This window comes from Escherichia sp. WS1152 (assembly GCF_046487665.1).
Lineage (GTDB): Bacteria > Pseudomonadota > Gammaproteobacteria > Enterobacterales > Enterobacteriaceae > Escherichia > Escherichia coli.
In genome coordinates this window covers 306,776-329,840 of sequence record NZ_JBJQJA010000003.1, presented here as the reverse complement: position 1 = coordinate 329,840, position 23,065 = coordinate 306,776, and the positions used below count along the sequence as shown (strand labels likewise).

The following is a 23,065-nucleotide window of genomic DNA, read 5'->3' as shown; positions in this document are numbered from 1 at the left end:
GCGTAATTGAAATGATAAATTGATAGCAGGGCCCTTTACTGGGGCCCTGAAGCGTTAGTTTTGTACTGTAACTTTATTATCCTTCACAGAGATCAAAACTGAATCCGTCACCGCTTTGCCGCCTGCAGATTCACCGCCAATAATCAATAGACTATTATTCCAGGGCAATGATACTCCGTAGGCCCGACCTTGCGATAATTCACCAGATTTATCCCATTTCCCGTTATGCCAAAGATGAATATCAGTGCTATATGATTTTTTCAGGCCTTCATGCGCATAGTTCTTACCGTTCTGGTAATTTTCTCGTGAACCTTTGAATCCGGCCCCTCCGGCAAATATAAGAGAATCATTGCTTATCCCCGCAAAACCGCCAGCGACGCCATCTGGTGATGAGACGGGAGCAAGCTTATTCCATTTTAAATTATTACCGGTGAAATCAAGTTCAAATACGGCATCCGTTCGCAATCCGGGTTTGGCTTCGCCATTAATAAGCCAGGTTTTATCACCTTTATTCACAACCGCCGCACCAGCCGTTCCGTACCAGGGCGATTCGCCAGCGTAACTCCATTGCTGTGTTGAGGGATCAAAAGACAACAGAAACTTATTGAAGAAATAATCTTCTGCTTTTTTGTCAAAATAGTAGGCATTGATTTTATCTATAGCGGTTGAATCTTTTCCAGTTTCGTTGAGATCTTCAAAATAGCCATTGAAGATATTCTGGTTAACACCGCCAGTAACATAAGCCTTGCCGTTGTGTACAAAAGTCACATGGCCCGCCATGCCCATCGGCGCGTGCGACATCAATTTAACCCAGCTATTGGTTTTGGGGTTGTATTTGTGTACGTCATTAAATACCTGAGTCAAGCCCTCGCTGTTTTTGCCAATGCCGCCAAACACATACAGATTGCCATCAATAAATGCAGAGGTTGCTTGATCTCTTGGTCCACCAGGGAATGCAGCTAACGCTGTCCATTTTTTATCTTTGGCCTGTGTATCCAGCTTGTACCATGCCGTACCTGCGCTACCTAAACCAATGTAGACAGTGTCGTTATCAATTGCTCCGGTACCACTTTTAAATGGCACAGGAGTTTCCGGTAATACAGACGCGTTTGCGGCAAATGAAGCCATCATGATAGCAAGCGCCGTTATTGTTTTATTCATTGTGACTGTCTCCTGTCTACTACAGTTTAAATGACACACCAATGCGATAACTGTTTTCCGATAAATTATCTCTGCCGTTGTAAACACCCTGACGGTCCAGGTAGTCATATTCTATGTATGGCGTAATATCGGGCGTCATATGGTATTGTAGAACAAATGCATTTTCCGTAGCCCATTTCTTATGGTTTGCATAGCGATAATCGTTCTGTTTGCTGTATAGCGTCGTTTGCCATGCGAAGGTGAAATCACTATTAATATGGTAAGTGACATATCCATCCCAACGATGAACGTTATCACGAGACATATCACCGGATAAGTCTTGTTGTCGGTAAGCTTTCCAGTCGTAACGATAGCGAATGCCAAAATTAAGATCTTTTGTCGCGTCCCAGGACAGTTTTACGTAGGGTCCGTAGCGTGTGCCGTTGCTGCTAAAATGCGTTAACATTCCCGGGCGCACCGTCCATTGATCATCAAGTTTAATCGCGTAATTAACTTCAACCTGAACATCATTGAGTGCGGCATTTTCCTTTTTATTATCATGAATGGTATTCCAGGTATTACTTTCCATACTTGCCCACCATCCATTTTGCCATCCCTCACTGACTTTGAGTCGAGTCTCATAGGCGTGGCTTCCACTACGATATCCACCACGCACGTCAAGTGTCGCAGCCTGAGAAATTAATGGTGACGAAAAGCACAGTAATAATACGCCAGAAAGTATTTTAGCCTTTTTCATAAATTTCACTCATTTGTAGGATACAGAAAGCAATACAAAGCCCGCATAAACAATTAGCATTTATGTTGTGTAATATTTTTTTGCCAGGCTTATAGTGTCTTTGGCAACCGGTAGCTGTATTTTATATTTTTTGTATAAGGTCTCCTGTGAAAAATCTCTTTTCACATTATTTAAATAAACAGAGAGCCAGATTAAATACCTGAGTATAAAATCTCTGCTGATGTTTAATTGATTTGAATTTTCGTAAGCTATATCACTTACTCAATCCATTTTACCCAGAGTCATAAAATAGAGTGTCTGTTGATCTCATTTTCATATTCCTTTCAGACTGAAGTGCGTTTTCATCACCCGATGAGAAAGAACTGAAGTGATGTTTGCCATAGATTGCGAGATGCCCTGTCTCATTGACTATCTTGGTGCACCTTTATACCTGTTATACCAGATCAAAAATCACGCAATCCATACAACAAAACCAGATTTGCAATTCGTGTCACAAAATATGTCGATCTTTTTCTAAGAGGAAGATGCCATGTGAAGCCAGACGAACACTTGCAGTGGTCTTCAAAAACTAAAGATTTTTGTTTAACTATTTGTTTTATAAATAATTTATTTAGAGTCTAAACAAGGGAAGCTTTGCAAGCTAACTCAGTGAGCTTGGTGAAAATCAGTGTTTACCCGCCATCAGGCTGAGCATAATTCTCATCATGAAATATGTTTCCTGGTTTGTGGCTTGTAACTGGTCACTTCTGAAGTCGATCTGGAGAGGCTTGTTGATGTTGGTGTTTTCAGGATGATGTTTCACTTAGTTTGTTTGCCGTATCGCCCGGCGAATGGCTGTGATTGAGGAAGGTTTAAGTCGTAGTGACCAAAGCTATATTTACCAACGAATGTAGATGAAAAAATCATCTCCTGCGTTCCCCCATATCTCCAGGATAAAAAGGAATGTAACAATCTCATGGCGTAAGCTGACGAACCAGCCAGGAATAATCGCTAGGGACCTAAGAATTAGCATGATAATAGCCACTAAGAAATTACTGCGCTCCATGAAATAGCCATTTTGTGGCAAATGGAGTTGACTAATAATGTCATATGTGAGACGGCTAGTTGAACGAATATTAAATTTTGCTGAATTTTTTATGTTGATTTTACTTGTTACAGAACATATCACATGATATATAGATAAGATTAGTTGCATTAATGATGAGGGTTATTATTAGATTCGTATCCGATTGATAAATATATAAAGGTACATAGCATGCAAGAGCATAGCGTTTGTATGGCAACGTTATTATAATTAACTGTTGCTACTCCATTTAAGTTCACTTAGAAGAACTGGTCCACTTACGTTAGTTATTAAGCAAACGTTCGCTTTTATAAACATAATCAGGATAAAAATGTTGGATTATTACTAACCCAGCACAGCTAGTGCGCGTCTGTAATTATAAGGGAAAAACGATGAAGAATAAGGCTGATAACAAAAAAAGGAACTTCCTGACCCATAGTGAAATCGAATCACTCCTTAAAGCAGCAAATACCGGGCCTCATGCAGCACGTAATTATTGTCTGACTTTGCTTTGTTTTATTCATGGTTTCCGGGCGAGTGAAATTTGTCGATTGAGGATTTCGGATATTGATCTTAAGGCAAAGTGTATATATATCCATCGATTAAAAAAAGGCTTTTCAACAACGCACCCGCTATTGAACAAAGAAGTTCAGGCTTTAAAAAACTGGTTGAGTATCCGTACTTCTTATCCGCATGCTGAGAGCGAGTGGGTATTTTTGTCGCGTAAGGGGAATCCGCTTTCTCGGCAACAATTTTACCATATTATCTCGACTTCCGGTGGTAATGCTGGGTTGTCACTGGAGATTCATCCGCACATGTTACGCCATTCGTGTGGTTTTGCTTTGGCGAATATGGGAATAGATACGCGACTTATCCAGGATTATCTTGGGCATCGCAATATTCGTCATACTGTCTGGTATACCGCCAGCAATGCAGGGCGTTTTTACGGCATCTGGGATAGAGCCAGAGGACGACAGCGTCACGCTGTTTTATAGAGATAGTTGAGATACCAGGGATGGTGTTAAAAACTACATTATTCTTACGATATATCAAAAATGATTAACCATTTATTAATTGATGTTATTGTAAGTATAATTCTTAATTATTATAATAAACATTAAGTTAACCATATCCATACAAAATACAATGGTTTATGTTCTTCAAAATAAATAAACAAAATCATTCATAAATTTACACATCACTTAAATTCTCCTGTTTTCGCACTTTTTTCTTTATTTTTTAAGCAACTGGAAGTTAATCCACTGCAATCTATTGTTATATTGAATCAAATCAATGAAAATAGATGTTGTCACGTCAGTGATATTTTATTTTTGTATGATATTTAATGTAATTGACTGATAGCCACATCACTTCGTGTGTGGTTATCTTTTTATCTATTGGGCTAATTTTGACCGATTGAGGTTTCCTATAGGTATTCATTCAAATATATCTCAGTTAGGAGTAGTACTATTGTGAGTAAACGTCGTTATCTTACCGGTAAAGAAGTTCAGGCCATGATGCAGGCGGTTTGTTACGGGGCAACGGGAGCCAGAGATTATTGTCTTATTCTGTTGGCATATCGGCATGGGATGCGTATTAGTGAACTGCTTGATCTGCATTATCAGGATCTTGACCTTAATGAAGGTCGAATAAATATTCGCCGACTGAAGAACGGATTTTCTACCGTTCACCCGTTACGTTTTGATGAGCGTGAAGCTGTGGAACGCTGGACCCAGGAACGTGCTAACTGGAAAGGCGCTGACCGGACCGACGCTATATTTATTTCTCGCCGCGGGAGTCGGCTTTCTCGCCAGCAGGCCTATCGCATTATTCGCGATGCCGGTATTGAAGCTGGAACCGTAACGCAGACTCATCCTCATATGTTAAGGCATGCTTGCGGTTATGAACTGGCGGAGCGTGGTGCAGATACCCGTTTAATTCAGGATTATCTCGGGCATCGAAATATTCGCCATACTGTGCGTTATACCGCCAGTAATGCTGCTCGTTTTGCCGGATTATGGGAAAGAAATAATCTCATAAACGAAAAATTAAAAAGAGAAGAGGTTTGATTTAACTTATTGATAATAAAGTTAAAAAATAAATAAATACAAGACAATTGGGGCCAAACTGTCCATATCATAAATAAGTTACGTATTTTTTCTCAAGCATAAAAATATTAAAAAACGACAAAAAGCACCTAACTGTTTGATATGTAAATTATTTCTCTTGTAAATTAATTTCACATCACCTCCACTATATGTAAAGCTAACGTTTCTGTGACTCGACGCATCGTCCTCATTCTTCTCTCCAAAAACCACCTCATGCAATATAAAAATCTATAAATAAAGATAACAATAGAATATTAAGCCAACAAATAAACTGAAAAAGTTTGTGCGCGATGCTTTCCTCTATGAGTCAAAATGGCCCCAAATGTTTCATCTTTTGGGGGAAAACTGTGCAGTGTTGGCAGTCAAACTCGTTGACAAAACAAAGTGTACAGAACGACTGCCCATGTCGATTTAGAAATAGTTTTTTGAAAGGAAAGCAGCATGAAAATTAAAACTCTGGCAATCGTTGTTCTGTCGGCTCTGTCCCTCAGTTCTACAGCGGCTCTGGCCGCTGCCACGACGGTTAATGGTGGGACCGTTCACTTTAAAGGGGAAGTTGTTAACGCCGCTTGCGCAGTTGATGCAGGCTCTGTTGATCAAACCGTTCAGTTAGGACAGGTTCGTACCGCATCGCTGGCACAGGAAGGAGCAACCAGTTCTGCTGTCGGTTTTAACATTCAGCTGAATGATTGCGATACCAATGTTGCATCTAAAGCCGCTGTTGCCTTTTTAGGTACGGCGATTGATGCGGGTCATACCAACGTTCTGGCTCTGCAGAGTTCAGCTGCGGGTAGCGCAACAAACGTTGGTGTGCAGATCCTGGACAGAACGGGTGCTGCGCTGACGCTGGATGGTGCGACATTCAGTGAGCAAACAACCCTGAATAACGGTACTAACACCATTCCGTTCCAGGCGCGTTATTATGCAACCGGTGTCGCAACCCCTGGCGCAGCTAATGCGGATGCGACCTTCAAGGTTCAGTATCAATAACCTACCCAGGTTCAGGGACGTTATTACGGGCAGGGATGCCCACCCTTGTGCGATAAAAATAACGATGAAAAGGAAGAGATTATTTCTATTAGCGTCGTTGCTGCCAATGTTTGCTCTGGCCGGAAATAAATGGAATACCACGTTGCCCGGCGGAAATATGCAATTTCAGGGCGTCATTATTGCGGAAACTTGCCGGATTGAAGCCGGTGATAAACAAATGACGGTCAATATGGGGCAAATCAGCAGTAACCGGTTTCATGCGGTAGGGGAAGATAGCGCACCGGTGCCTTTTGTTATTCATTTACGGGAATGTAGCACGGTGGTGAGTGAACGTGTAGGTGTGGCGTTTCACGGTGTCGCGGATGGTAAAAATCCGGATGTGCTTTCCGTGGGAGAGGGGCCAGGGATAGCCACCAATATTGGCGTAGCGTTGTTTGATGATGAAGGAAACCTCGTACCGATTAATCGTCCTCCAGTAAACTGGAAACGGCTTTACTCAGGCTCTACTTCGCTACATTTCATCGCCAAATATCGTGCTACCGGGCGTCGGGTTACTGGCGGCATCGCCAATGCACAGGCCTGGTTCTCTTTAACCTATCAGTAATTGTTCAGCAGATAATGTGATAACAGGAACAGGACAGTGAGTAATAAAAACGTCAATGTAAGGAAATCGCAGGAAATAACATTCTGCTTGCTGGCAGGTATCCTGATGTTCATGGCAATGATGGTTGCCGGACGCGCTGAAGCGGGAGTGGCCTTAGGTGCGACTCGCGTAATTTATCCGGCAGGGCAAAAACAAGTGCAACTTGCCGTGACAAATAATGATGAAAATAGTACCTATTTAATTCAATCATGGGTGGAAAATGCCGATGGTGTAAAGGATGGTCGTTTTATCGTGACGCCTCCTCTGTTTGCGATGAAGGGAAAAAAAGAGAATACCTTACGTATTCTTGATGCAACAAATAACCACTTGCCACAGGACCGGGAAAGTTTATTCTGGATGAACGTTAAAGCGATTCCGTCAATGGATAAATCAAAATTGACTGAGAATACGCTACAGCTCGCAATTATCAGCCGCATTAAACTGTACTATCGTCCGGCTAAATTAGCGTTGCCACCCGATCAGGCCGCAGAAAAATTAAGATTTCGTCGTAGCGCGAATTCTCTGACGCTGATTAACCCGACACCCTATTACCTGACGGTAACAGAGTTGAATGCCGGAACCCGGGTTCTTGAAAATGCATTGGTGCCTCCAATGGGCGAAAGCACGGTTAAATTGCCTTCTGATGCAGGAAGCAATATTACTTACCGAACAATAAATGATTATGGTGCACTTACCCCAAAAATGACGGGCGTAATGGAATAACGCAGGGGGAATTTTTCGCCTGAATAAAAAGAATTGACTGCCGGGTGATTTTAAACCGGAGGAATAATGTCATATCTGAATTTAAGACTTTACCAGCGAAACACACAATGCTTGCATATTCGTAAGCATCGTTTGGCTGGTTTTTTTGTCCGGCTCGTTGTCGCCTGTGCTTTTGCCGCACAGGCACCTTTGTCATCTGCCGAACTCTATTTTAATCCGCGCTTTTTAGCGGATGATCCCCAGGCTGTGGCCGATTTATCGCGTTTTGAAAATGGGCAAGAATTACCGCCAGGGACGTATCGCGTCGATATCTATTTGAATAATGGTTATATGGCAACGCGTGATGTCACATTTAATACGGGCGACAGCGAACAAGGGATTGTTCCCTGCCTGACACGCGCGCAACTTGCCAGTATGGGGCTGAATGCGGCTTCTGTCTCCGGTATGAATCTGCTGGCAGATGATGCCTGCGTGCCATTAACCTCAATGATCCATGACGCTACTGCGCATCTGGATGTTGGTCAGCAGCGACTGAACCTGACGATCCCTCAGGCATTTATGAGTAATCGCGCGCGTGGTTATATTCCTCCTGAGCTATGGGATCCCGGTATTAATGCCGGATTGCTCAATTATAATTTCAGCGGAAATAGTGTACAGAATCGGATTGGGGGTAACAGCCATTATGCATATTTAAACCTACAGAGTGGGTTAAATATTGGTGCGTGGCGTTTACGCGACAATACCACCTGGAGTTATAACAGTAGCGACAGTTCATCAGGTAGCAAAAATAAATGGCAGCATATCAATACCTGGCTTGAGCGAGACATAATACCGTTACGTTCCCGGCTGACGCTGGGTGATGGTTATACTCAGGGCGATATTTTCGATGGTATTAACTTTCGCGGCGCACAATTGGCCTCAGATGACAATATGTTACCCGATAGCCAAAGAGGATTTGCCCCGGTGATCCACGGTATTGCTCGTGGTACTGCACAGGTCACTATTAAACAAAATGGGTATGACATTTATAATAGTACGGTGCCACCGGGGCCTTTTACCATCAACGATATCTATGCCGCAGGTAATAGTGGTGACTTGCAGGTAACGATTAAAGAGGCTGACGGCAGCACGCAGATTTTTACCGTACCCTATTCGTCAGTCCCGCTTTTGCAACGTGAAGGGCATACTCGTTATTCCATTACGGCAGGAGAATACCGTAGTGGAAATGCGCAACAGGAAAAACCCCGCTTTTTCCAGAGTACATTACTCCACGGCCTTCCGGCTGGCTGGACAATATATGGTGGAACGCAACTGGCAGATCGTTATCGTGCTTTTAATTTTGGTATCGGGAAAAATATGGGGGCACTAGGCGCTCTGTCTGTGGATATGACTCAGGCTAATTCCACACTTCCCGATGACAGTCAGCATGACGGACAATCGGTGCGTTTTCTCTATAACAAATCGCTCAATGAGTCAGGCACGAATATTCAGTTAGTGGGTTACCGTTATTCGACCAGCGGATATTTTAATTTCGCTGATACAACATACAGTCGAATGAATGGCTACAACATCGAAACACAGGATGGAGTTATTCAGGTTAAGCCGAAATTCACCGACTATTACAACCTCGCTTATAACAAACGCGGGAAATTACAGCTCACCGTTACTCAGCAACTCGGGCGCACATCAACACTGTATTTGAGTGGTAGCCATCAAACTTATTGGGGAACGAGTAATGTCGATGAGCAATTCCAGGCTGGATTAAATACTGCGTTCGAAGATATCAACTGGACGCTCAGCTATAGCCTGACGAAAAACGCCTGGCAAAAAGGACGGGATCAGATGTTAGCGCTTAACGTCAATATTCCTTTCAGCCACTGGCTGCGTTCTGACAGTAAATCTCAGTGGCGACATGCCAGTGCCAGCTACAGCATGTCACACGATCTCAACGGTCGGATGACCAATCTGGCTGGTGTATACGGTACGTTGCTAGAAGACAACAACCTCAGTTATAGCGTGCAAACCGGCTATGCCGGGGGAGGCGATGGTAATAGCGGAAGCACAGGCTACGCCACGCTGAATTATCGCGGTGGTTACGGCAATGCCAATATCGGTTACAGCCATAGCGATGATATTAAGCAGCTCTATTACGGAGTCAGCGGTGGGGTACTGGCTCATGCCAATGGCGTAACGCTGGGGCAGCCGTTAAACGATACGGTGGTGCTTGTTAAAGCGCCTGGCGCAAAAGATGCAAAAGTCGAAAACCAGACGGGGGTGCGTACCGACTGGCGTGGTTATGCCGTGCTGCCTTATGCCACTGAATATCGGGAAAACAGAGTGGCGCTGGATACCAATACCCTGGCTGATAACGTCGATTTAGATAACGCGGTCGCTAACGTTGTTCCCACTCGTGGGGCGATCGTGCGAGCAGAGTTTAAAGCGCGCGTTGGGATAAAACTGCTCATGACGCTAACCCACAATAATAAGCCGCTGCCGTTTGGGGCGATGGTGACATCAGAGAGTAGCCAGAGTAGCGGCATTGTTGCGGATAATGGTCAGGTTTACCTCAGCGGAATGCCTCTAGCGGGAAAAGTTCAGGTGAAATGGGGAGAAGAGGAAAATGCTCACTGTGTCGCCAATTATCAACTGCCACCAGAGAGTCAGCAGCAGTTATTAACCCAGCTATCAGCTGAATGTCGTTAAGGGGGCGTGATGAGAAACAAACCTTTTTATCTTCTGTGCGCTTTTTTGTGGCTGGCGGTGAGTCACGCTTTGGCTGCGGATAGCACGATTACTATCCGCGGCTATGTCAGAGATAACGGCTGTAGTGTGGCCGCTGAATCAACCAATTTTACTGTTGATTTGATGGAAAACGCGGCGAAGCAATTTAACAACATTGGCGCGACGACTCCTGTCGTTCCATTTCGTATTTTGCTGTCACCCTGTGGTAACGCCGTTTCTGCCGTAAAGGTTGGGTTTACCGGCGTTGCAGATAGCCACAATACCAACCTGCTTGCACTTGAAAATACGGTGTCAGCGGCTTCGGGATTGGGAATACAGCTTCTGAATGAGCAGCAAAATCAAATACCCCTTAATGCTCCATCGTCCGCGATTTCGTGGACGACCCTGACGCCGGGTAAACCAAATACGTTGAATTTTTACGCCCGGCTAATGGCGACACAGGTGCCTGTCACTGCGGGGCATATCAATGCCACGGCTACCTTCACTCTTGAATATCAGTAACTGGAGATGCTCATGAAATGGCGCAAACGTGGGTATTTATTGGCGGCAATATTGGCGCTCGCAAGTGCGACGATACAGGCAGCCGATGTCACCATCACGGTGAACGGTAAGGTCGTCGCCAAACCGTGCACAGTTTCCACCACCAATGCCACGGTTGATCTCGGCGATCTTTATTCTTTCAGTCTGATGTCTGCCGGGGCGGCATCGGCCTGGCATGATGTTGCGCTTGAGTTGACTAATTGTCCGGTGGGAACGTCGAGGGTCACTGCCAGCTTCAGCGGGGCAGCCGACAGTACCGGATATTATAAAAACCAGGGGACCGCGCAAAACATCCAGTTAGAGCTACAGGATGACAGTGGCAACACATTGAATACTGGCGCAACCAAAACAGTTCAGGTGGATGATTCCTCACAATCAGCGCACTTCCCGTTACAGGTCAGAGCATTGACGGTAAATGGCGGAGCCACTCAGGGAACCATTCAGGCAGTGATTAGCATCACCTATACCTACAGCTGAACCCGAAGAGATGATTGTAATGAAACGAGTTATTACCCTGTTTGCTGTACTGCTGATGGGCTGGTCGGTAAATGCCTGGTCATTCGCCTGTAAAACCGCCAATGGTACCGCTATCCCTATTGGCGGTGGCAGCGCTAATGTTTATGTAAACCTTGCGCCTGCCGTGAATGTGGGGCAAAACCTGGTCGTAGATCTTTCGACGCAAATCTTTTGCCATAACGATTATCCGGAAACCATTACAGACTATGTCACACTGCAACGAGGCTCGGCTTATGGCGGCGTGTTATCTAATTTTTCCGGGACCGTAAAATATAGTGGCAGTAGCTATCCATTTCCGACCACCAGCGAAACGCCGCGGGTTGTTTATAATTCGAGAACGGATAAGCCGTGGCCGGTGGCGCTTTATTTGACGCCTGTGAGCAGTGCGGGCGGGGTGGCGATTAAAGCTGGCTCATTAATTGCCGTGCTTATTTTGCGACAGACCAACAACTATAACAGCGATGATTTCCAGTTTGTGTGGAATATTTACGCCAATAATGATGTGGTGGTGCCTACTGGCGGCTGCGATGTTTCTGCCCGTGATGTCACCGTTACTCTGCCGGACTACCCTGGTTCAGTGCCAATTCCTCTTACCGTTTATTGTGCGAAAAGCCAAAACCTGGGGTATTACCTCTCCGGCACAACCGCAGATGCGGGCAACTCGATTTTCACCAATACAGCGTCGTTTTCACCAGCGCAGGGCGTCGGCGTACAGTTGACGCGCAACGGTACGATTATTCCAGCGAATAACACGGTATCGTTAGGAGCAGTAGGAACTTCGGCGGTAAGTCTGGGATTAACGGCAAATTACGCACGTACCGGAGGGCAGGTGACTGCAGGGAATGTGCAATCGATTATTGGCGTGACTTTTGTTTATCAATAAAGAAATCACAGGGCATTGCTAATGCAGGTACGCAAATATTACCTGAAGCTAAAAACCTGCACGTTAGCCCTTTGTAGGCCAGATAAGACGCGTCAGCGTCGCATCTGGCATAAACAAAGCGCACTTTGCCGACAATCCGAACAGAGCCTGCCATTGGCAGGCTCTGGTGTTCTTTTACGCTACCATGCTAATAATCAACACAATAATCAGCCCAACCACGGAGTTGACCAGCTCCAGCAGTCCCCAGGTTTTCAACGTGTCTTTTACCGACAGGTCAAAGTAACCTTTGAACAACCAGAAAGATGCATCGTTAATGTGCGTGAGGGTGTTGGAACCCGCAGCCGTCGCCAGCACCAGCAACGCCGGATTCACGCCAACCAGCTGACCAGTTGCTGGATCAAGGATTGCAGCACTGATAATCCCGGCGGCGGTCATCGCCGAAACGACACCCTGACCCGTCGCCAGACGAATTAGCACAGTGATCAGCCATGCCATAATGTAGGGCGAGATATTGCCGTGGGACATCAACATGCCGATGGTGTCGCCAATGCCGGTGTCGATGATAGTTTGCTTCAGCACGCCACCCGCACCGATGATCAGAATCACCATTGCAATGCTTTTCACCGCACTTTCAAAAGCGTTCATCACCCACTGCATGTCATGACCACGTGCGGTGCCAAAGAGTACGAATGCAACCACCATCGCAATAAACATCGCAATCGGCGAGGAACCAATAAAGTTAACCACTTCCCAGGCAGGGGTATCTTTTACCAGCCAGATATTGGCGATGGTGGTAGAGATCATAATGATCGCCGGGATCAGCGGCACCAGAATCGAAACGCCGAAAGAGGGCAGATTGTTCATATCTACCGGTTGATCTGCTTTCAGGAATGATGGCGTTGGGCGCTCAAGATTGCCGAGGAACTTCGGCAGGATCAGACCTGCGCAGATTACACTTGGGATCGTCACCAGTACGCCATAGATATAAACCATCCCCATATCTGCGCCATAAGCATTCACCAGCGCCACCGGACCCGGCTGCGGTGGGAACAGTGAATGTGCGGTAGTGGCAGCTGCTACTGCCGGGATCGCCAGTTTCAGGAACGGAATTTTAGCTTCGGCGGCAATGACAATAACCAGCGGCGCTAACATGATAAAGGCCACTTCATAGAACATCGCCAGACCAAAAATCAGGCCGATGATAATCACTGACAGCTGTACATAGCGCAGACCGAGACGCGCCAGCAGCGTATGCGCTATCTGGTGAGCCGCGCCGGAGTCGACCATCAATTTACCGATGACCGCACCGAACACCACGATGATAGCCAGTTCCCCCAGCGTGTTGCCGAAGCCCGCTTTCATGGTGTGCAGCAGCGACATCAAATCCATGCCCGCCAGCATCCCGACGGACAGCGCCGCCACCAACAAAGCCACCATTGAATTGATTTTGAACTTCAAATTCAGTACCAGCATCAGACCAATGCCGAATACCACCCAGAGAATGTTAAGCACATGCATAACGTTTTACCTTACCTGGTTGAACCGTTGTTATTTTGGGCGACATGTTATGTAAATTGGTCAACCATTGTTGCGATGAATGTCACATCCTCTGATCAATAACCATCGATTACCCTTTGCTGCAATTTGCAGCAACAACCATGAGAGTGAAATTCTTGTGATGTGGTTAACCAATTTTAGAATTCGGGTTGACATGTCTTACCAAAAGGTAGAACTTATACGCCATCTCATCCGATGCAACGCCACGGCTGCGGTCTGGTTGTTCATCCGGATACCTAAACAACTCCAGGGTTCCGCGTCTCTTTGCTGTGGAACCCACTATGTGAAAGAGGAAAAATCATGGAACAGACCTGGCGCTGGTACGGCCCAAACGATCCGGTTTCTTTAGCTGATGTCCGTCAGGCGGGCGCAACTGGCGTGGTTACCGCGCTGCACCATATCCCGAACGGCGAAGTATGGTCCGTAGAAGAGATCCTCAAACGCAAGGCGATCGTTGAAGACGCAGGCCTGGTGTGGTCTGTCGTAGAAAGCGTACCAATTCACGAAGATATCAAAACCCACACTGGCAACTATGAGCAGTGGATCGCTAACTATCAGCAGACTCTGCGCAACCTGGCGCAGTGCGGCATTCGCACCGTGTGCTACAACTTCATGCCGGTGCTCGACTGGACCCGTACTGACCTCGAATACGTGCTGCCAGACGGCTCCAAAGCTCTGCGCTTCGACCAGATCGAATTCGCTGCATTCGAAATGCATATCCTGAAACGTCCAGGCGCGGAAGCGGATTACACCGAAGAAGAAATTGCTCAGGCAGCTGAACGCTTCGCCACTATGAGCGACGAAGACAAAGCGCGTCTGACGCGTAACATCATTGCCGGTCTGCCGGGCGCGGAAGAAGGGTATACCCTCGACCAGTTCCGTAAGCACCTGGAGCTGTACAAAGATATCGACAAAGCCAAACTGCGCGAAAACTTTGCTGTCTTCCTGAAAGCGATTATTCCAGTTGCTGAAGAAGTTGGCGTGCGTATGGCGGTTCACCCGGACGATCCGCCGCGCCCGATCCTCGGCCTGCCGCGCATTGTTTCCACCATTGAAGATATGCAGTGGATGGTTGATACCGTAAACAGCATGGCGAACGGTTTCACCATGTGCACCGGTTCCTACGGCGTGCGTGCTGACAACGATCTGGTTGATATGATCAAGCAGTTCGGTCCGCGTATTTATTTCACCCATCTGCGCTCCACCATGCGTGAAGATAACCCGAAAACCTTCCACGAAGCGGCGCACCTGAACGGTGACGTTGATATGTACGAAGTGGTGAAAGCGATTGTTGAAGAAGAACACCGTCGTAAAGCGGAAGGCAAAGAAGACCTGATCCCGATGCGTCCGGACCACGGTCATCAGATGCTGGACGACCTGAAGAAGAAAACCAACCCTGGTTACTCCGCAATTGGTCGTCTGAAAGGCCTGGCCGAAGTTCGCGGTGTCGAACTGGCGATCCAGCGCGCTTTCTTTAGCCGTTAATACCCACCGGCATGGCTGCGCGCCGTGCCGGTTCCTTCTTCCTTGCCGTCACTCTCTGAAGACGGATTCTGGAGTTTACGATGACTACTATTGTTGACAGCAATCTGCCGGTTGCCCGCCCGTCATGGGATCATTCTCGTCTGGAATCACGCATTGTGCATCTCGGTTGCGGGGCGTTTCACCGCGCGCACCAGGCGCTGTATACCCATCATCTGCTGGAAAGCACCGACAGCGACTGGGGCATCTGCGAAGTTAACCTGATGCCAGGCAACGACCGCGTGCTGATCGAAAACCTGAAAAAACAGCAACTGCTGTACACCGTGGCGGAAAAAGGCGCGGAAAGCACCGAGCTGAAAATTATCGGTTCGATGAAAGAAGCGCTGCATCCGGAAATCGACGGCTGCGAAGGTATTCTCAACGCGATGGCGCGTCCGCAAACGGCGATTGTCTCTCTAACGGTCACGGAAAAAGGCTACTGCGCTGATGCGGCAAGCGGTCAACTGGATCTCAATAACCCGCTGATCAAGCACGATCTGGAAAACCCGACTGCGCCGAAGTCCGCGATTGGTTACATCGTCGAAGCCTTGCGTCTGCGTCGTGAAAAAGGGCTGAAAGCGTTTACTGTCATGTCCTGCGACAACGTGCGTGAGAACGGTCATGTGGCAAAGGTCGCGGTTCTGGGGCTGGCTCAGGCGCGTGATCCGCAGCTGGCGGCATGGATTGAAGAGAACGTCACCTTCCCGTGCACCATGGTTGACCGCATCGTTCCGGCGGCGACGCCAGAAACCTTACAGGAAATTGCTGACCAGCTGGGTGTTTACGACCCGTGCGCCATTGCCTGCGAACCGTTCCGTCAGTGGGTGATTGAAGATAACTTCGTTAATGGTCGTCCGGACTGGGATAAAGTGGGCGCACAGTTCGTTGCAGACGTTGTGCCGTTCGAAATGATGAAACTGCGTATGCTGAACGGCAGCCACTCTTTCCTGGCATACCTCGGTTACCTCGGCGGCTATGAAACTATTGCCGACACCATGACTAACCCGGATTATCGCAAAGCGGCCTTTGCCCTGATGATGCAGGAACAAGCGCCAACGCTGTCGATGCCGGAAGGTACGGACCTGAACGCCTATGCGACGCTGCTGATCGAGCGTTTCAGCAACCCGTCTCTGCGTCACCGTACCTGGCAGATTGCGATGGACGGCAGCCAGAAGTTACCGCAGCGTCTGTTGGATCCGGTGCGTCTGCACCTGCAAAACGGCGGCAGCTGGCGTCACCTGGCGCTGGGCGTGGCTGGCTGGATGCGTTACACCCAGGGCGTGGATGAGCAGGGTAATGCCATTGACGTGGTCGACCCGATGCTGGCCGAGTTCCAGAAGATTAACGCGCAGTATCAGGGCGCAGACCGCGTGAAAGCGCTGCTGGGCCTGAGCGGTATTTTTGCCGATGATCTGCCGCAGAATGCCGACTTTGTTGGCGCGGTGACTGCGGCATATCAGCAGCTGTGCGAACGCGGTGCGCGCGAGTGTGTGGCTGCGCTGTAACTAACTGATTACCCTACAGACTTACTGGTCAATCAAACTGATATTTGGTTGACCAGTTTTCGTTTTTTTGCCCACCTGTACGTGCCAACTTCCAGTGCTAATGGTATAGTTTGAGATTAATGGGGGCCGTAAAATTGCCCGTTGTAGGCCGGATAAGGCGTTCACGCCGCATCCGGCAAAAATTTGATTAACCGCACCTAACGGACACAACACCATGAAATCTGCCACCTCTGCGCAAAGACCTTACCAGGAAGTCGGGGCGATGATCCGCGATCTGATCATAAAGACGCCGTACAATCCTGGCGAACGGCTGCCGCCGGAGCGTGAAATTGCAGAAATGCTTGATGTCACGCGGACGGTGGTACGTGAAGCGCTGATCATGCTGGAGATCAAAGGGCTGGTGGAAGTGCGCCGGGGTGCCGGTATCTATGTTCTTGATAGCTCAGGCAGCCACAACACAGACAGTCCGGATGCCAACGTCTGCAATGATGCGGGTCCTTTTGAGCTGTTACAGGCGCGTCAGTTACTGGAAAGTAACATCGCCGAGTTTGCCGCCCTGCAGGCTACCCGCGAAGATATCGTCAAAATGCGTCAGGCATTGCAACTGGAAGAGCGTGAACTGGCTTCCAGCGCGCCGGGTAGCAGCGAAAGCGGTGATATGCAGTTCCATCTCGCCATTGCCGAAGCAACGCATAACAGCATGCTGGTGGAGTTATTCCGTCAGTCCTGGCAGTGGCGGGAAAACAATCCAATGTGGATCCAGTTGCACAGCCATCTGGATGACAGCCTGTATCGCAAAGAGTGGTTGGGCGATCACAAACAGATCCTCGCCGCGTTAATCAAAAAAGATGCCCGAGCGGCGAAGCTGGCAATGTGGCAGCATCTGGAAAACGTTAAGCAACGTCTGCTGGAATTCTCGAACGTTGACGATATTTATTTTGACGGCTATCTGTTTGATTCATGGCCGCTGGATAAAGTCGACGCCTGACTTATTATAATAAGCGCAAGGGTAAACGTTCCTTGCGCTTTCTTAAATTAAGAAGTCGCAATGAGTATTACTTTGTAAATTGCAGGGTATTGTTTAAATATCTATATAACCTGAATATTAGTACTCATTCTTCTCAGTGGCTATTTACCAATATAATTCCATTCACCATTTTTTAATTCAAACAGTTCTGGAAGAGATGACGGTTGCAGAGTCATGCGTTTGAGTGGCGCATCTTCATCACCGGGGATAACTTTATATCCCATTTTTGCATGGATCTCCGCGGTACCAGGATAGGCTTCTATACCAATGATTGGGTCATTTCCCATCTCAATATTAGCATTAAGTAATGCGGCAAGGGCGAATCCGGAAGAATTTGCTACCCCTGAGACAGTTATTATCTGATCAATATAGATATCAATTCTTGGCTGCTCATTGGTCCATCTTTTTGCCTGAGAAACTGGAAGGGTTGAAATATATCCTATCGTGGTTCCGGCGTAACCAGGAACATTGCAACCAGGGCCTAATGTTATTTCATGAACTGTATAGTCCTCAACAGGATCGAAAGGGCTCTTCATAAATAAATTTAGCCGTAAACCTTCTGCTAACTCTGTAGCAGCATGCGCCTTTTTACATATACCACCATATATTTCGTCTAAAGCTGAGGTGATTTTCAAGTTTCGATAGAGCATACGTCCTGTTGTTGTAATACCATTGAATTCTCTGCATGTATCTGTCACATAATTAAATGGCCAGGACTGTTTGCCAATATTAAGTTTTCTAATTTCGACAACGCTTTTTCCATCGTAATTATGGTTATTGCCACGAGCAAGAGGCAGAAGATAGATATTTTCCGTATCCAGGCGTGCATATTCATATCGACGTGTTAACTCATTGTCGACTTTTGGGTGATGAAGGAAGTGATTATCTGTAATAATTTGACTCTGAAGGGTATTGCTTAATGGCATAGACATAATAGTTACCTTTTATGAGTATTTCACTGATGTTTAGAAAAATAGATAAATTTTTCTGTAGTAAAAAGAGAAGTAAACAAATGACATGCATGTTTCTGTTGTAGTGATATCAACTCTACACAGTGATATTAAAGGGTGGGAAACACTCTAAAGTATCAAAAAACGCTCATTTAAAATTATTTGCATGCAATTTAAAAGCATATCTTATTACTAATTGGAATTTGATGTTGCTATGTTGAGGTCTATATTAATAATGCCTGTGAATGGTATTTTTGATGTATTTGATATGTTATTAATTTATATTATTTACAAACTAATTGTTTCAAATAATACATAGATGATTATGCGGAAATAAATAATTTCCCACCGGAATTAAGTAGCAGCGGTGACAAGTATTTTCATCTACGTAACTATTCGGAATATTCAGAATATACTAGCGGTTTTTTTTTGAGTTTGATGATTTTTATCAAATCATGACTTTTTTCCTGAAAAGTCAGTAGATATTCATAGGCAAGTAAGGTTTTATACTTTGCTGACAGGATTCAGGCCTGTCTCAGACTGACATGGATGTAATGAACAAAAGGGAATGGCTATGGAAAATGAGCATCAATACAGTGGTGCCCGGTGTTCAGGGCAAGCCGCATATGTTGCTAAACGTCAGGAGTGCGCAAAATGATGCGCCAATCACTTCAGGCTGTTTTACCTGAAATTTCAGGCAATAAAACGTCATCGCTGCGTAAATCGGTATGCAGCGATCTCCTCACACTTTTTAATTCTCCTCATTCGGCATTACCGTCATTACTTGTTTCAGGCATGCCCGAGTGGCAACTGCATAACCAGAGCGACAAACATCTCCAGAGCTGGTATTGCCGTCAGCTGCGTTCTGCACTGTTATTTCATGAGCCACGGATTGCGGCGTTGCAGGTTAATTTGAAAGAAGCGTACTGCCACACGCTGGCGATCAGCCTTGAGATAATGCTGTACCACGACGATGAACCGCTAACGTTTGATCTGGTCTGGGATAATGGCGGTTGGCGCAGTGCGACGCTTGAGAATGTCAGCTAAGCACAATCTCCAGCTCGCGCAGTTCACGCCAGAAGCGTTCGGCAACGGGATTCATGCGGGTATTCATCCGGTATGCATAGGCCTGAATCGGGATCACCAGTTCGTCCCGATTCAGTACAACGAGCTGCCCGCTGCGAATTTCTTGTTGGATGGCGTATTCCGGCAGCCAGGCAATCCCACAGCCGTCGAGGGCAACCTGCTTTAAAAGCTCGCTCATCGAAGAGACAAAAAAGGTGCTGAAACTTAACTCACTGTGGCGCGTCAGGGTGCGATTAATCAATCGCCCCATGTAGGAGTTGCGGCTGTAATTCAGTAACGGAAAGTGTGGCTGCGCGAGGTTAAAAAGTGCTTCTCCGTGTTCGTCACTGGCGCAAACGGGGAACAATTGAGATTCAAATAAGCGAATGTGGTCAAACGGCGCTTCCAGCAAATCTTCGTCGTGAAAGGAAAAAATACAGTCACTTTGCCCTTCGCGCAGTTTATCGACTGCTTCATCGACATCAATAGCTTCAATCGCCCAGGTAAAGAGCGGCGGCATCTGGCTGATAATGGACGGTAACAGACCGAGGGAAAGAGAGTGTGCAGCGGCTATCTTGATTTTACGTTGCGCGTAATCGCTGCCGCCACGCAGCTCTGCAAGGTTACTTTCTAACTGTTGCAACAGATGGCGGATCTGCGAATGGAAGATTTTCCCTTGTTCTGAGAGTTGCAGCGGCGTCACCTGGCGGTTAAACAATTCAACGCCAATCGCCTGTTCCAGTGCACGGATGCGGCGGCTGAATGCCGGTTGCGAGACGTTGCGACTAACTGCCGCCTGGGAAAAATTGCGGCATTTTTCCAGGGTCAGAAAATCATAAAGCCATTTAGTTTCAATATTATGCAAAACCGCACCACAGTCATCCATTACGTTTTACTCTGTCAGCCGCCCTTGCGGGCATTCTACGTCCATTAGGGCGGCTGACAACCGTTTATGCCGTTTCAAACGTTCCTTTCACGCAGGCTTTGCCGTCTTTGACCATCAGTTTGCCGCGAGCGTATACCTGCTCAATGCGCAATTCTGGCGTCATGACCAGTAAGTCTGCGTCATTGCCTGGCAGAATTTCGCCTTTCCCGCTCAGGTTAAGGAAACCGGCTACGCTACTGGTGAGCGGGCGCAGGGCATCGCTGATACTGAAATCATAGTCTTTAACCAGCACCTGCACGGTTTCCAGCAACGTTTCAAAACCTGCAACGCCGATATGGGTTAAATTCCCTTCATCATCGAAGAACGGCTGGCTACCGTTGCCGTCGGAGCTGAGGGTGACGCGTGCCAGCGGAATACCCGCCTGAACGGCGCGGGCAATACCTTCGGCAGGGGCGACCGGTTCGTCAATGCTGCTGGTGATATCGATGGTGCCGCCTTTGCGCGCGAACTCCAGCGCCTGCTCAAACAACGGTACGTTGCGGTTAACGTGGGTCGGCAGCAGCTTGCTGATCGGCACATCGCAGTTTTCCAGCAGGTCATAGATAGGCTGTAACGCCTTTTTACTGTCGCCCATGTGGAACACGGTGACGCCAGGTTTACTGCCGAGCAAACCGCCAACGCGGGATTCTGCCGCCATATTAGCCAGGTGATAAACGTCCGGTGCGGCAGAACGGTGATCAGAGATGGCGCATTTCACACCAATCACACGATCGATAATCGCCACGTCTTTTTCCACGGAACCCGTAATAGTGCGGGAAGGGACATGATAAGCGCCGGTCAGCATCCAGGCGCTGATGCCTTCTTCATTGAGCGCACGGGTCTTGGCGAGCAGGGATTCCGGGTGGCGAGAGATAGAGTCGGTGCCCAGCAGACCAACCACTGACGTGACGCCCGCTTCCGTCAGGCGACTTAGCGCCACTTCCGGCGTGCGCGTCGTGGGACCTGCTTCGCCGCCACCGCCAATCAAATGGACGTGTTGATCAATAAAACCTGGGCAGAGGATCTGCCCGCTGAGATCGACAACCGTGCAGTCCGGTACAATGTCAGAAGGGATATTGCTGGCAACGGCGATAATTTTGCCGTTAGCGACGAGGACATCGCAAATTCCCCGATCTTCCGGCGCATACAAATGCGCTCCCTGCAGCAGGGTAAAACCGGCTGCGGTATAATCAATCATGGTAACTCCTTGTTAAACAATAAGCTGCATAACCCAGATCGACAGCAATGCGTTAATCACGCAGACCGTAATGATATGCGGGTAATATTTGGCATTCACTTCGGCTGTCCCCAGGCAGCGACCGACATTTTGCACCGGGTTGCCCATTAAATACATCGCGGGCAGTAAAACGGTGACATCGTGACCGGTTAATGCGCCAGCGGTTGCCAGACTGGCGGCAACACCGACTGCGCCGCCCATACTCATTAATGCGGCTAAAAGGACGGTTGCCGCTTCACCGGGTAATCCCCACAGCGCCATTACGGGTTCACAGATATGCCCCACCCAGTCGAGCAGGCCGGTTATTTTCAGCGCCTGAATGATGACAAACGCCATCACCACGTTTGGCAGCAGGTTGGTCGTGGCGATAGTAAAGCCACGGCGCGCGCCATCGATAAACATATCCATGACGTTTTTGCGGACCTGAGTTGTCATGCTTGCGCTCCTTGCGTTGGGTTGCGACGTTCTTCGAAGTTAAGCCAGACGCGCAAAATGTTGGCTCCGACAAATTTAAACACCAGGATGACGGCTAAAGGTACGATTACGGACGTACCCAGAAAGGCGAACACCGCGACGCCGGAAGAGAAGTAGTTGGTGATGATGGCGCTACCGCTGGTTTGATATGCGGCGAAAATCACTTTATCGCGTTCGGTAATTTCACCTTCCTGCGCCAGCTCTTTGGTCATACCGGCGGCGGCATCAGTGTTTTGCAAGTTAGCGATCAGCGCCAGCGAACAGATCCCTGGAATACCCAACAACGGTTTTAGCACAGGTGTCATTAACTGCTGCGCGGCGCGTAATCCACCAAGACCATCGGTAATTGAAATAATCCCCAGAGAGAGAATGACTGACGGTGCCAGCTCCAGCGCAAAGAGAAAGCCATCTTTAGCCCCCGCACCACCCGCGCCGCGAAATGAGGTGGTGGCTCCGTTCGCACCAGGCAGTTGCCCAAACGATCCGTTCAGAACGGAAAAATCAAAAACGCGCCACCAGCTGTCTGTTCCGGAAAAAACACCGGAAAAAAAGATTATGGTGAGAAAAAAAGCCAGATACCCTTTAATGCCCACTTTTTCTGTCGCCAGCTCCCCGGCTACAGCATCCCCTTGTTGTGTCATAACAATCCCCATTGTTTTTTTGTGTTTGTGTGTTGCTTGAGCCAGGAAAATTCCTGGA

General features: G+C 47.5%; 23 protein-coding genes. 15 read left to right on the top strand and 8 right to left on the bottom strand.

Features of this window, described 5'->3' with window-relative positions; all coding sequences use genetic code 11:
• Window positions 1-54: 54 nt before the first annotated feature.
• A complete protein-coding gene (gene nanM / locus ACJHW7_RS07750) occupies window positions 55-1,161 on the bottom strand; it encodes an N-acetylneuraminate epimerase (RefSeq protein WP_021557486.1) in 1,107 nt (368 codons plus the stop codon).
• A gap of 19 nt (window positions 1,162-1,180) precedes the next feature.
• The gene (gene nanC / locus ACJHW7_RS07745) at window positions 1,181-1,897 is read right to left on the bottom strand and encodes an N-acetylneuraminic acid outer membrane channel NanC (protein WP_001295734.1); all 717 of its coding nucleotides are present in this window, start codon (window positions 1,895-1,897) and stop codon (window positions 1,181-1,183) included.
• Window positions 1,898-3,352: 1,455 nt separating this feature from the next.
• Here nanC and fimB point away from each other — a divergent pair.
• The 9 genes from fimB (at window position 3,353) to fimH (ending at window position 12,105) form a co-directional block, all read left to right on the top strand.
• On the top strand, window positions 3,353-3,955 hold the full coding sequence (gene fimB, locus ACJHW7_RS07740) for a type 1 fimbria switch DNA invertase FimB (RefSeq protein ID WP_000790583.1): 603 nt from the start codon (window positions 3,353-3,355) through the stop codon (window positions 3,953-3,955).
• Between the two features lie 477 nt (window positions 3,956-4,432).
• Complete coding sequence (gene fimE, locus ACJHW7_RS07735) at window positions 4,433-5,029, top strand: type 1 fimbria switch DNA invertase FimE (RefSeq protein WP_000044711.1); 597 nt, start codon at window positions 4,433-4,435, stop codon at window positions 5,027-5,029.
• Window positions 5,030-5,509: 480 nt separating this feature from the next.
• Window positions 5,510-6,058 (top strand): type 1 fimbrial major subunit FimA, encoded by a 549-nt coding sequence (fimA, locus tag ACJHW7_RS07730; protein WP_000695563.1) that lies wholly within the window; start codon window positions 5,510-5,512, stop codon window positions 6,056-6,058.
• A 64-nt stretch (window positions 6,059-6,122) separates the two neighbouring features.
• Window positions 6,123-6,662 (top strand): fimbrial protein, encoded by a 540-nt coding sequence (locus tag ACJHW7_RS07725; RefSeq protein ID WP_000824116.1) that lies wholly within the window; start codon window positions 6,123-6,125, stop codon window positions 6,660-6,662.
• Between the two features lie 36 nt (window positions 6,663-6,698).
• Window positions 6,699-7,424, top strand: a complete 726-nt coding sequence (gene fimC, locus ACJHW7_RS07720) for a type 1 fimbria chaperone FimC (protein ID WP_021557488.1) — start codon at window positions 6,699-6,701, stop codon at window positions 7,422-7,424.
• A 66-nt stretch (window positions 7,425-7,490) separates the two neighbouring features.
• Complete coding sequence (fimD, locus tag ACJHW7_RS07715; protein ID WP_021557489.1) at window positions 7,491-10,127, top strand: fimbrial usher FimD; 2,637 nt, start codon at window positions 7,491-7,493, stop codon at window positions 10,125-10,127.
• 9 nt (window positions 10,128-10,136) lie between these two features.
• Complete coding sequence (gene fimF / locus ACJHW7_RS07710; RefSeq protein ID WP_021557490.1) at window positions 10,137-10,667, top strand: type 1 fimbria minor subunit FimF; 531 nt, start codon at window positions 10,137-10,139, stop codon at window positions 10,665-10,667.
• A gap of 72 nt (window positions 10,668-10,739) precedes the next feature.
• On the top strand, window positions 10,740-11,183 hold the full coding sequence (locus tag ACJHW7_RS07705; protein WP_077897989.1) for a fimbrial protein: 444 nt from the start codon (window positions 10,740-10,742) through the stop codon (window positions 11,181-11,183).
• A 19-nt stretch (window positions 11,184-11,202) separates the two neighbouring features.
• Window positions 11,203-12,105, top strand: a complete 903-nt coding sequence (gene fimH / locus ACJHW7_RS07700) for a type 1 fimbria D-mannose specific adhesin FimH (protein WP_000832227.1) — start codon at window positions 11,203-11,205, stop codon at window positions 12,103-12,105.
• A gap of 174 nt (window positions 12,106-12,279) precedes the next feature.
• Here the strand turns inward: fimH and gntP are convergent, their stop codons facing one another.
• Window positions 12,280-13,623, bottom strand: a complete 1,344-nt coding sequence (gene gntP, locus ACJHW7_RS07695; RefSeq protein WP_000558251.1) for a gluconate permease GntP — start codon at window positions 13,621-13,623, stop codon at window positions 12,280-12,282.
• Between the two features lie 339 nt (window positions 13,624-13,962).
• Here gntP and uxuA point away from each other — a divergent pair, with 339 nt between their 5' ends.
• From uxuA to uxuR, 3 genes are all read left to right on the top strand, one after another.
• On the top strand, window positions 13,963-15,147 hold the full coding sequence (uxuA, locus tag ACJHW7_RS07690; protein WP_000438582.1) for a mannonate dehydratase: 1,185 nt from the start codon (window positions 13,963-13,965) through the stop codon (window positions 15,145-15,147).
• A gap of 80 nt (window positions 15,148-15,227) precedes the next feature.
• Complete coding sequence (locus tag ACJHW7_RS07685) at window positions 15,228-16,688, top strand: fructuronate reductase (protein ID WP_000208194.1); 1,461 nt, start codon at window positions 15,228-15,230, stop codon at window positions 16,686-16,688.
• A gap of 214 nt (window positions 16,689-16,902) precedes the next feature.
• On the top strand, window positions 16,903-17,676 hold the full coding sequence (gene uxuR, locus ACJHW7_RS07680; protein ID WP_000833686.1) for a Uxu operon transcriptional regulator: 774 nt from the start codon (window positions 16,903-16,905) through the stop codon (window positions 17,674-17,676).
• A gap of 140 nt (window positions 17,677-17,816) precedes the next feature.
• Here uxuR and ACJHW7_RS07675 read toward each other — a convergent pair whose 3' ends face one another.
• The gene (locus ACJHW7_RS07675) at window positions 17,817-18,647 is read right to left on the bottom strand and encodes a DUF2686 family protein (RefSeq protein ID WP_000062586.1); all 831 of its coding nucleotides are present in this window, start codon (window positions 18,645-18,647) and stop codon (window positions 17,817-17,819) included.
• 333 nt (window positions 18,648-18,980) lie between these two features.
• Here ACJHW7_RS07675 and ytiD point away from each other — a divergent pair, with 333 nt between their 5' ends.
• From ytiD to iraD, 3 genes are all read left to right on the top strand, one after another.
• Window positions 18,981-19,124: a protein YtiD gene (gene ytiD / locus ACJHW7_RS07670; protein WP_269466529.1), complete on the top strand. Its 144-nt coding sequence runs from the start codon at window positions 18,981-18,983 to the stop codon at window positions 19,122-19,124.
• A gap of 115 nt (window positions 19,125-19,239) precedes the next feature.
• Window positions 19,240-19,323, top strand: a complete 84-nt coding sequence (gene idlP / locus ACJHW7_RS07665; protein ID WP_120795393.1) for an iraD leader peptide IdlP — start codon at window positions 19,240-19,242, stop codon at window positions 19,321-19,323.
• Window positions 19,320-19,712, top strand: a complete 393-nt coding sequence (gene iraD, locus ACJHW7_RS07660; protein ID WP_021557492.1) for an anti-adapter protein IraD — start codon at window positions 19,320-19,322, stop codon at window positions 19,710-19,712. The genes idlP and iraD overlap by 4 nt, the downstream gene beginning before the upstream one ends.
• Here iraD and hypT read toward each other — a convergent pair.
• The 4 genes from hypT to ACJHW7_RS07640 all read right to left on the bottom strand — a co-directional run bounded on the left by hypT (window position 19,705) and on the right by ACJHW7_RS07640 (window position 23,007).
• The gene (hypT, locus tag ACJHW7_RS07655; RefSeq protein WP_000340758.1) at window positions 19,705-20,616 is read right to left on the bottom strand and encodes a hypochlorite stress DNA-binding transcriptional regulator HypT; all 912 of its coding nucleotides are present in this window, start codon (window positions 20,614-20,616) and stop codon (window positions 19,705-19,707) included. The genes iraD and hypT overlap by 8 nt on opposite strands.
• A gap of 64 nt (window positions 20,617-20,680) precedes the next feature.
• Window positions 20,681-21,853, bottom strand: coding sequence for a beta-aspartyl-peptidase (gene iadA / locus ACJHW7_RS07650; RefSeq protein ID WP_001774693.1), 1,173 nt, complete (start codon window positions 21,851-21,853; stop codon window positions 20,681-20,683).
• Window positions 21,854-21,865: 12 nt separating this feature from the next.
• Window positions 21,866-22,327 carry a YjiG family protein gene (locus ACJHW7_RS07645; protein ID WP_000211971.1) on the bottom strand — a complete coding sequence of 154 codons (462 nt, stop codon included), beginning with the start codon at window positions 22,325-22,327 and terminating at the stop codon, window positions 21,866-21,868.
• Window positions 22,324-23,007 carry a nucleoside recognition domain-containing protein gene (locus tag ACJHW7_RS07640; RefSeq protein ID WP_001295597.1) on the bottom strand — a complete coding sequence of 228 codons (684 nt, stop codon included), beginning with the start codon at window positions 23,005-23,007 and terminating at the stop codon, window positions 22,324-22,326. The genes ACJHW7_RS07645 and ACJHW7_RS07640 overlap by 4 nt, the downstream gene beginning before the upstream one ends.
• Between the last annotated feature and the right edge of the window lie 58 nt (window positions 23,008-23,065).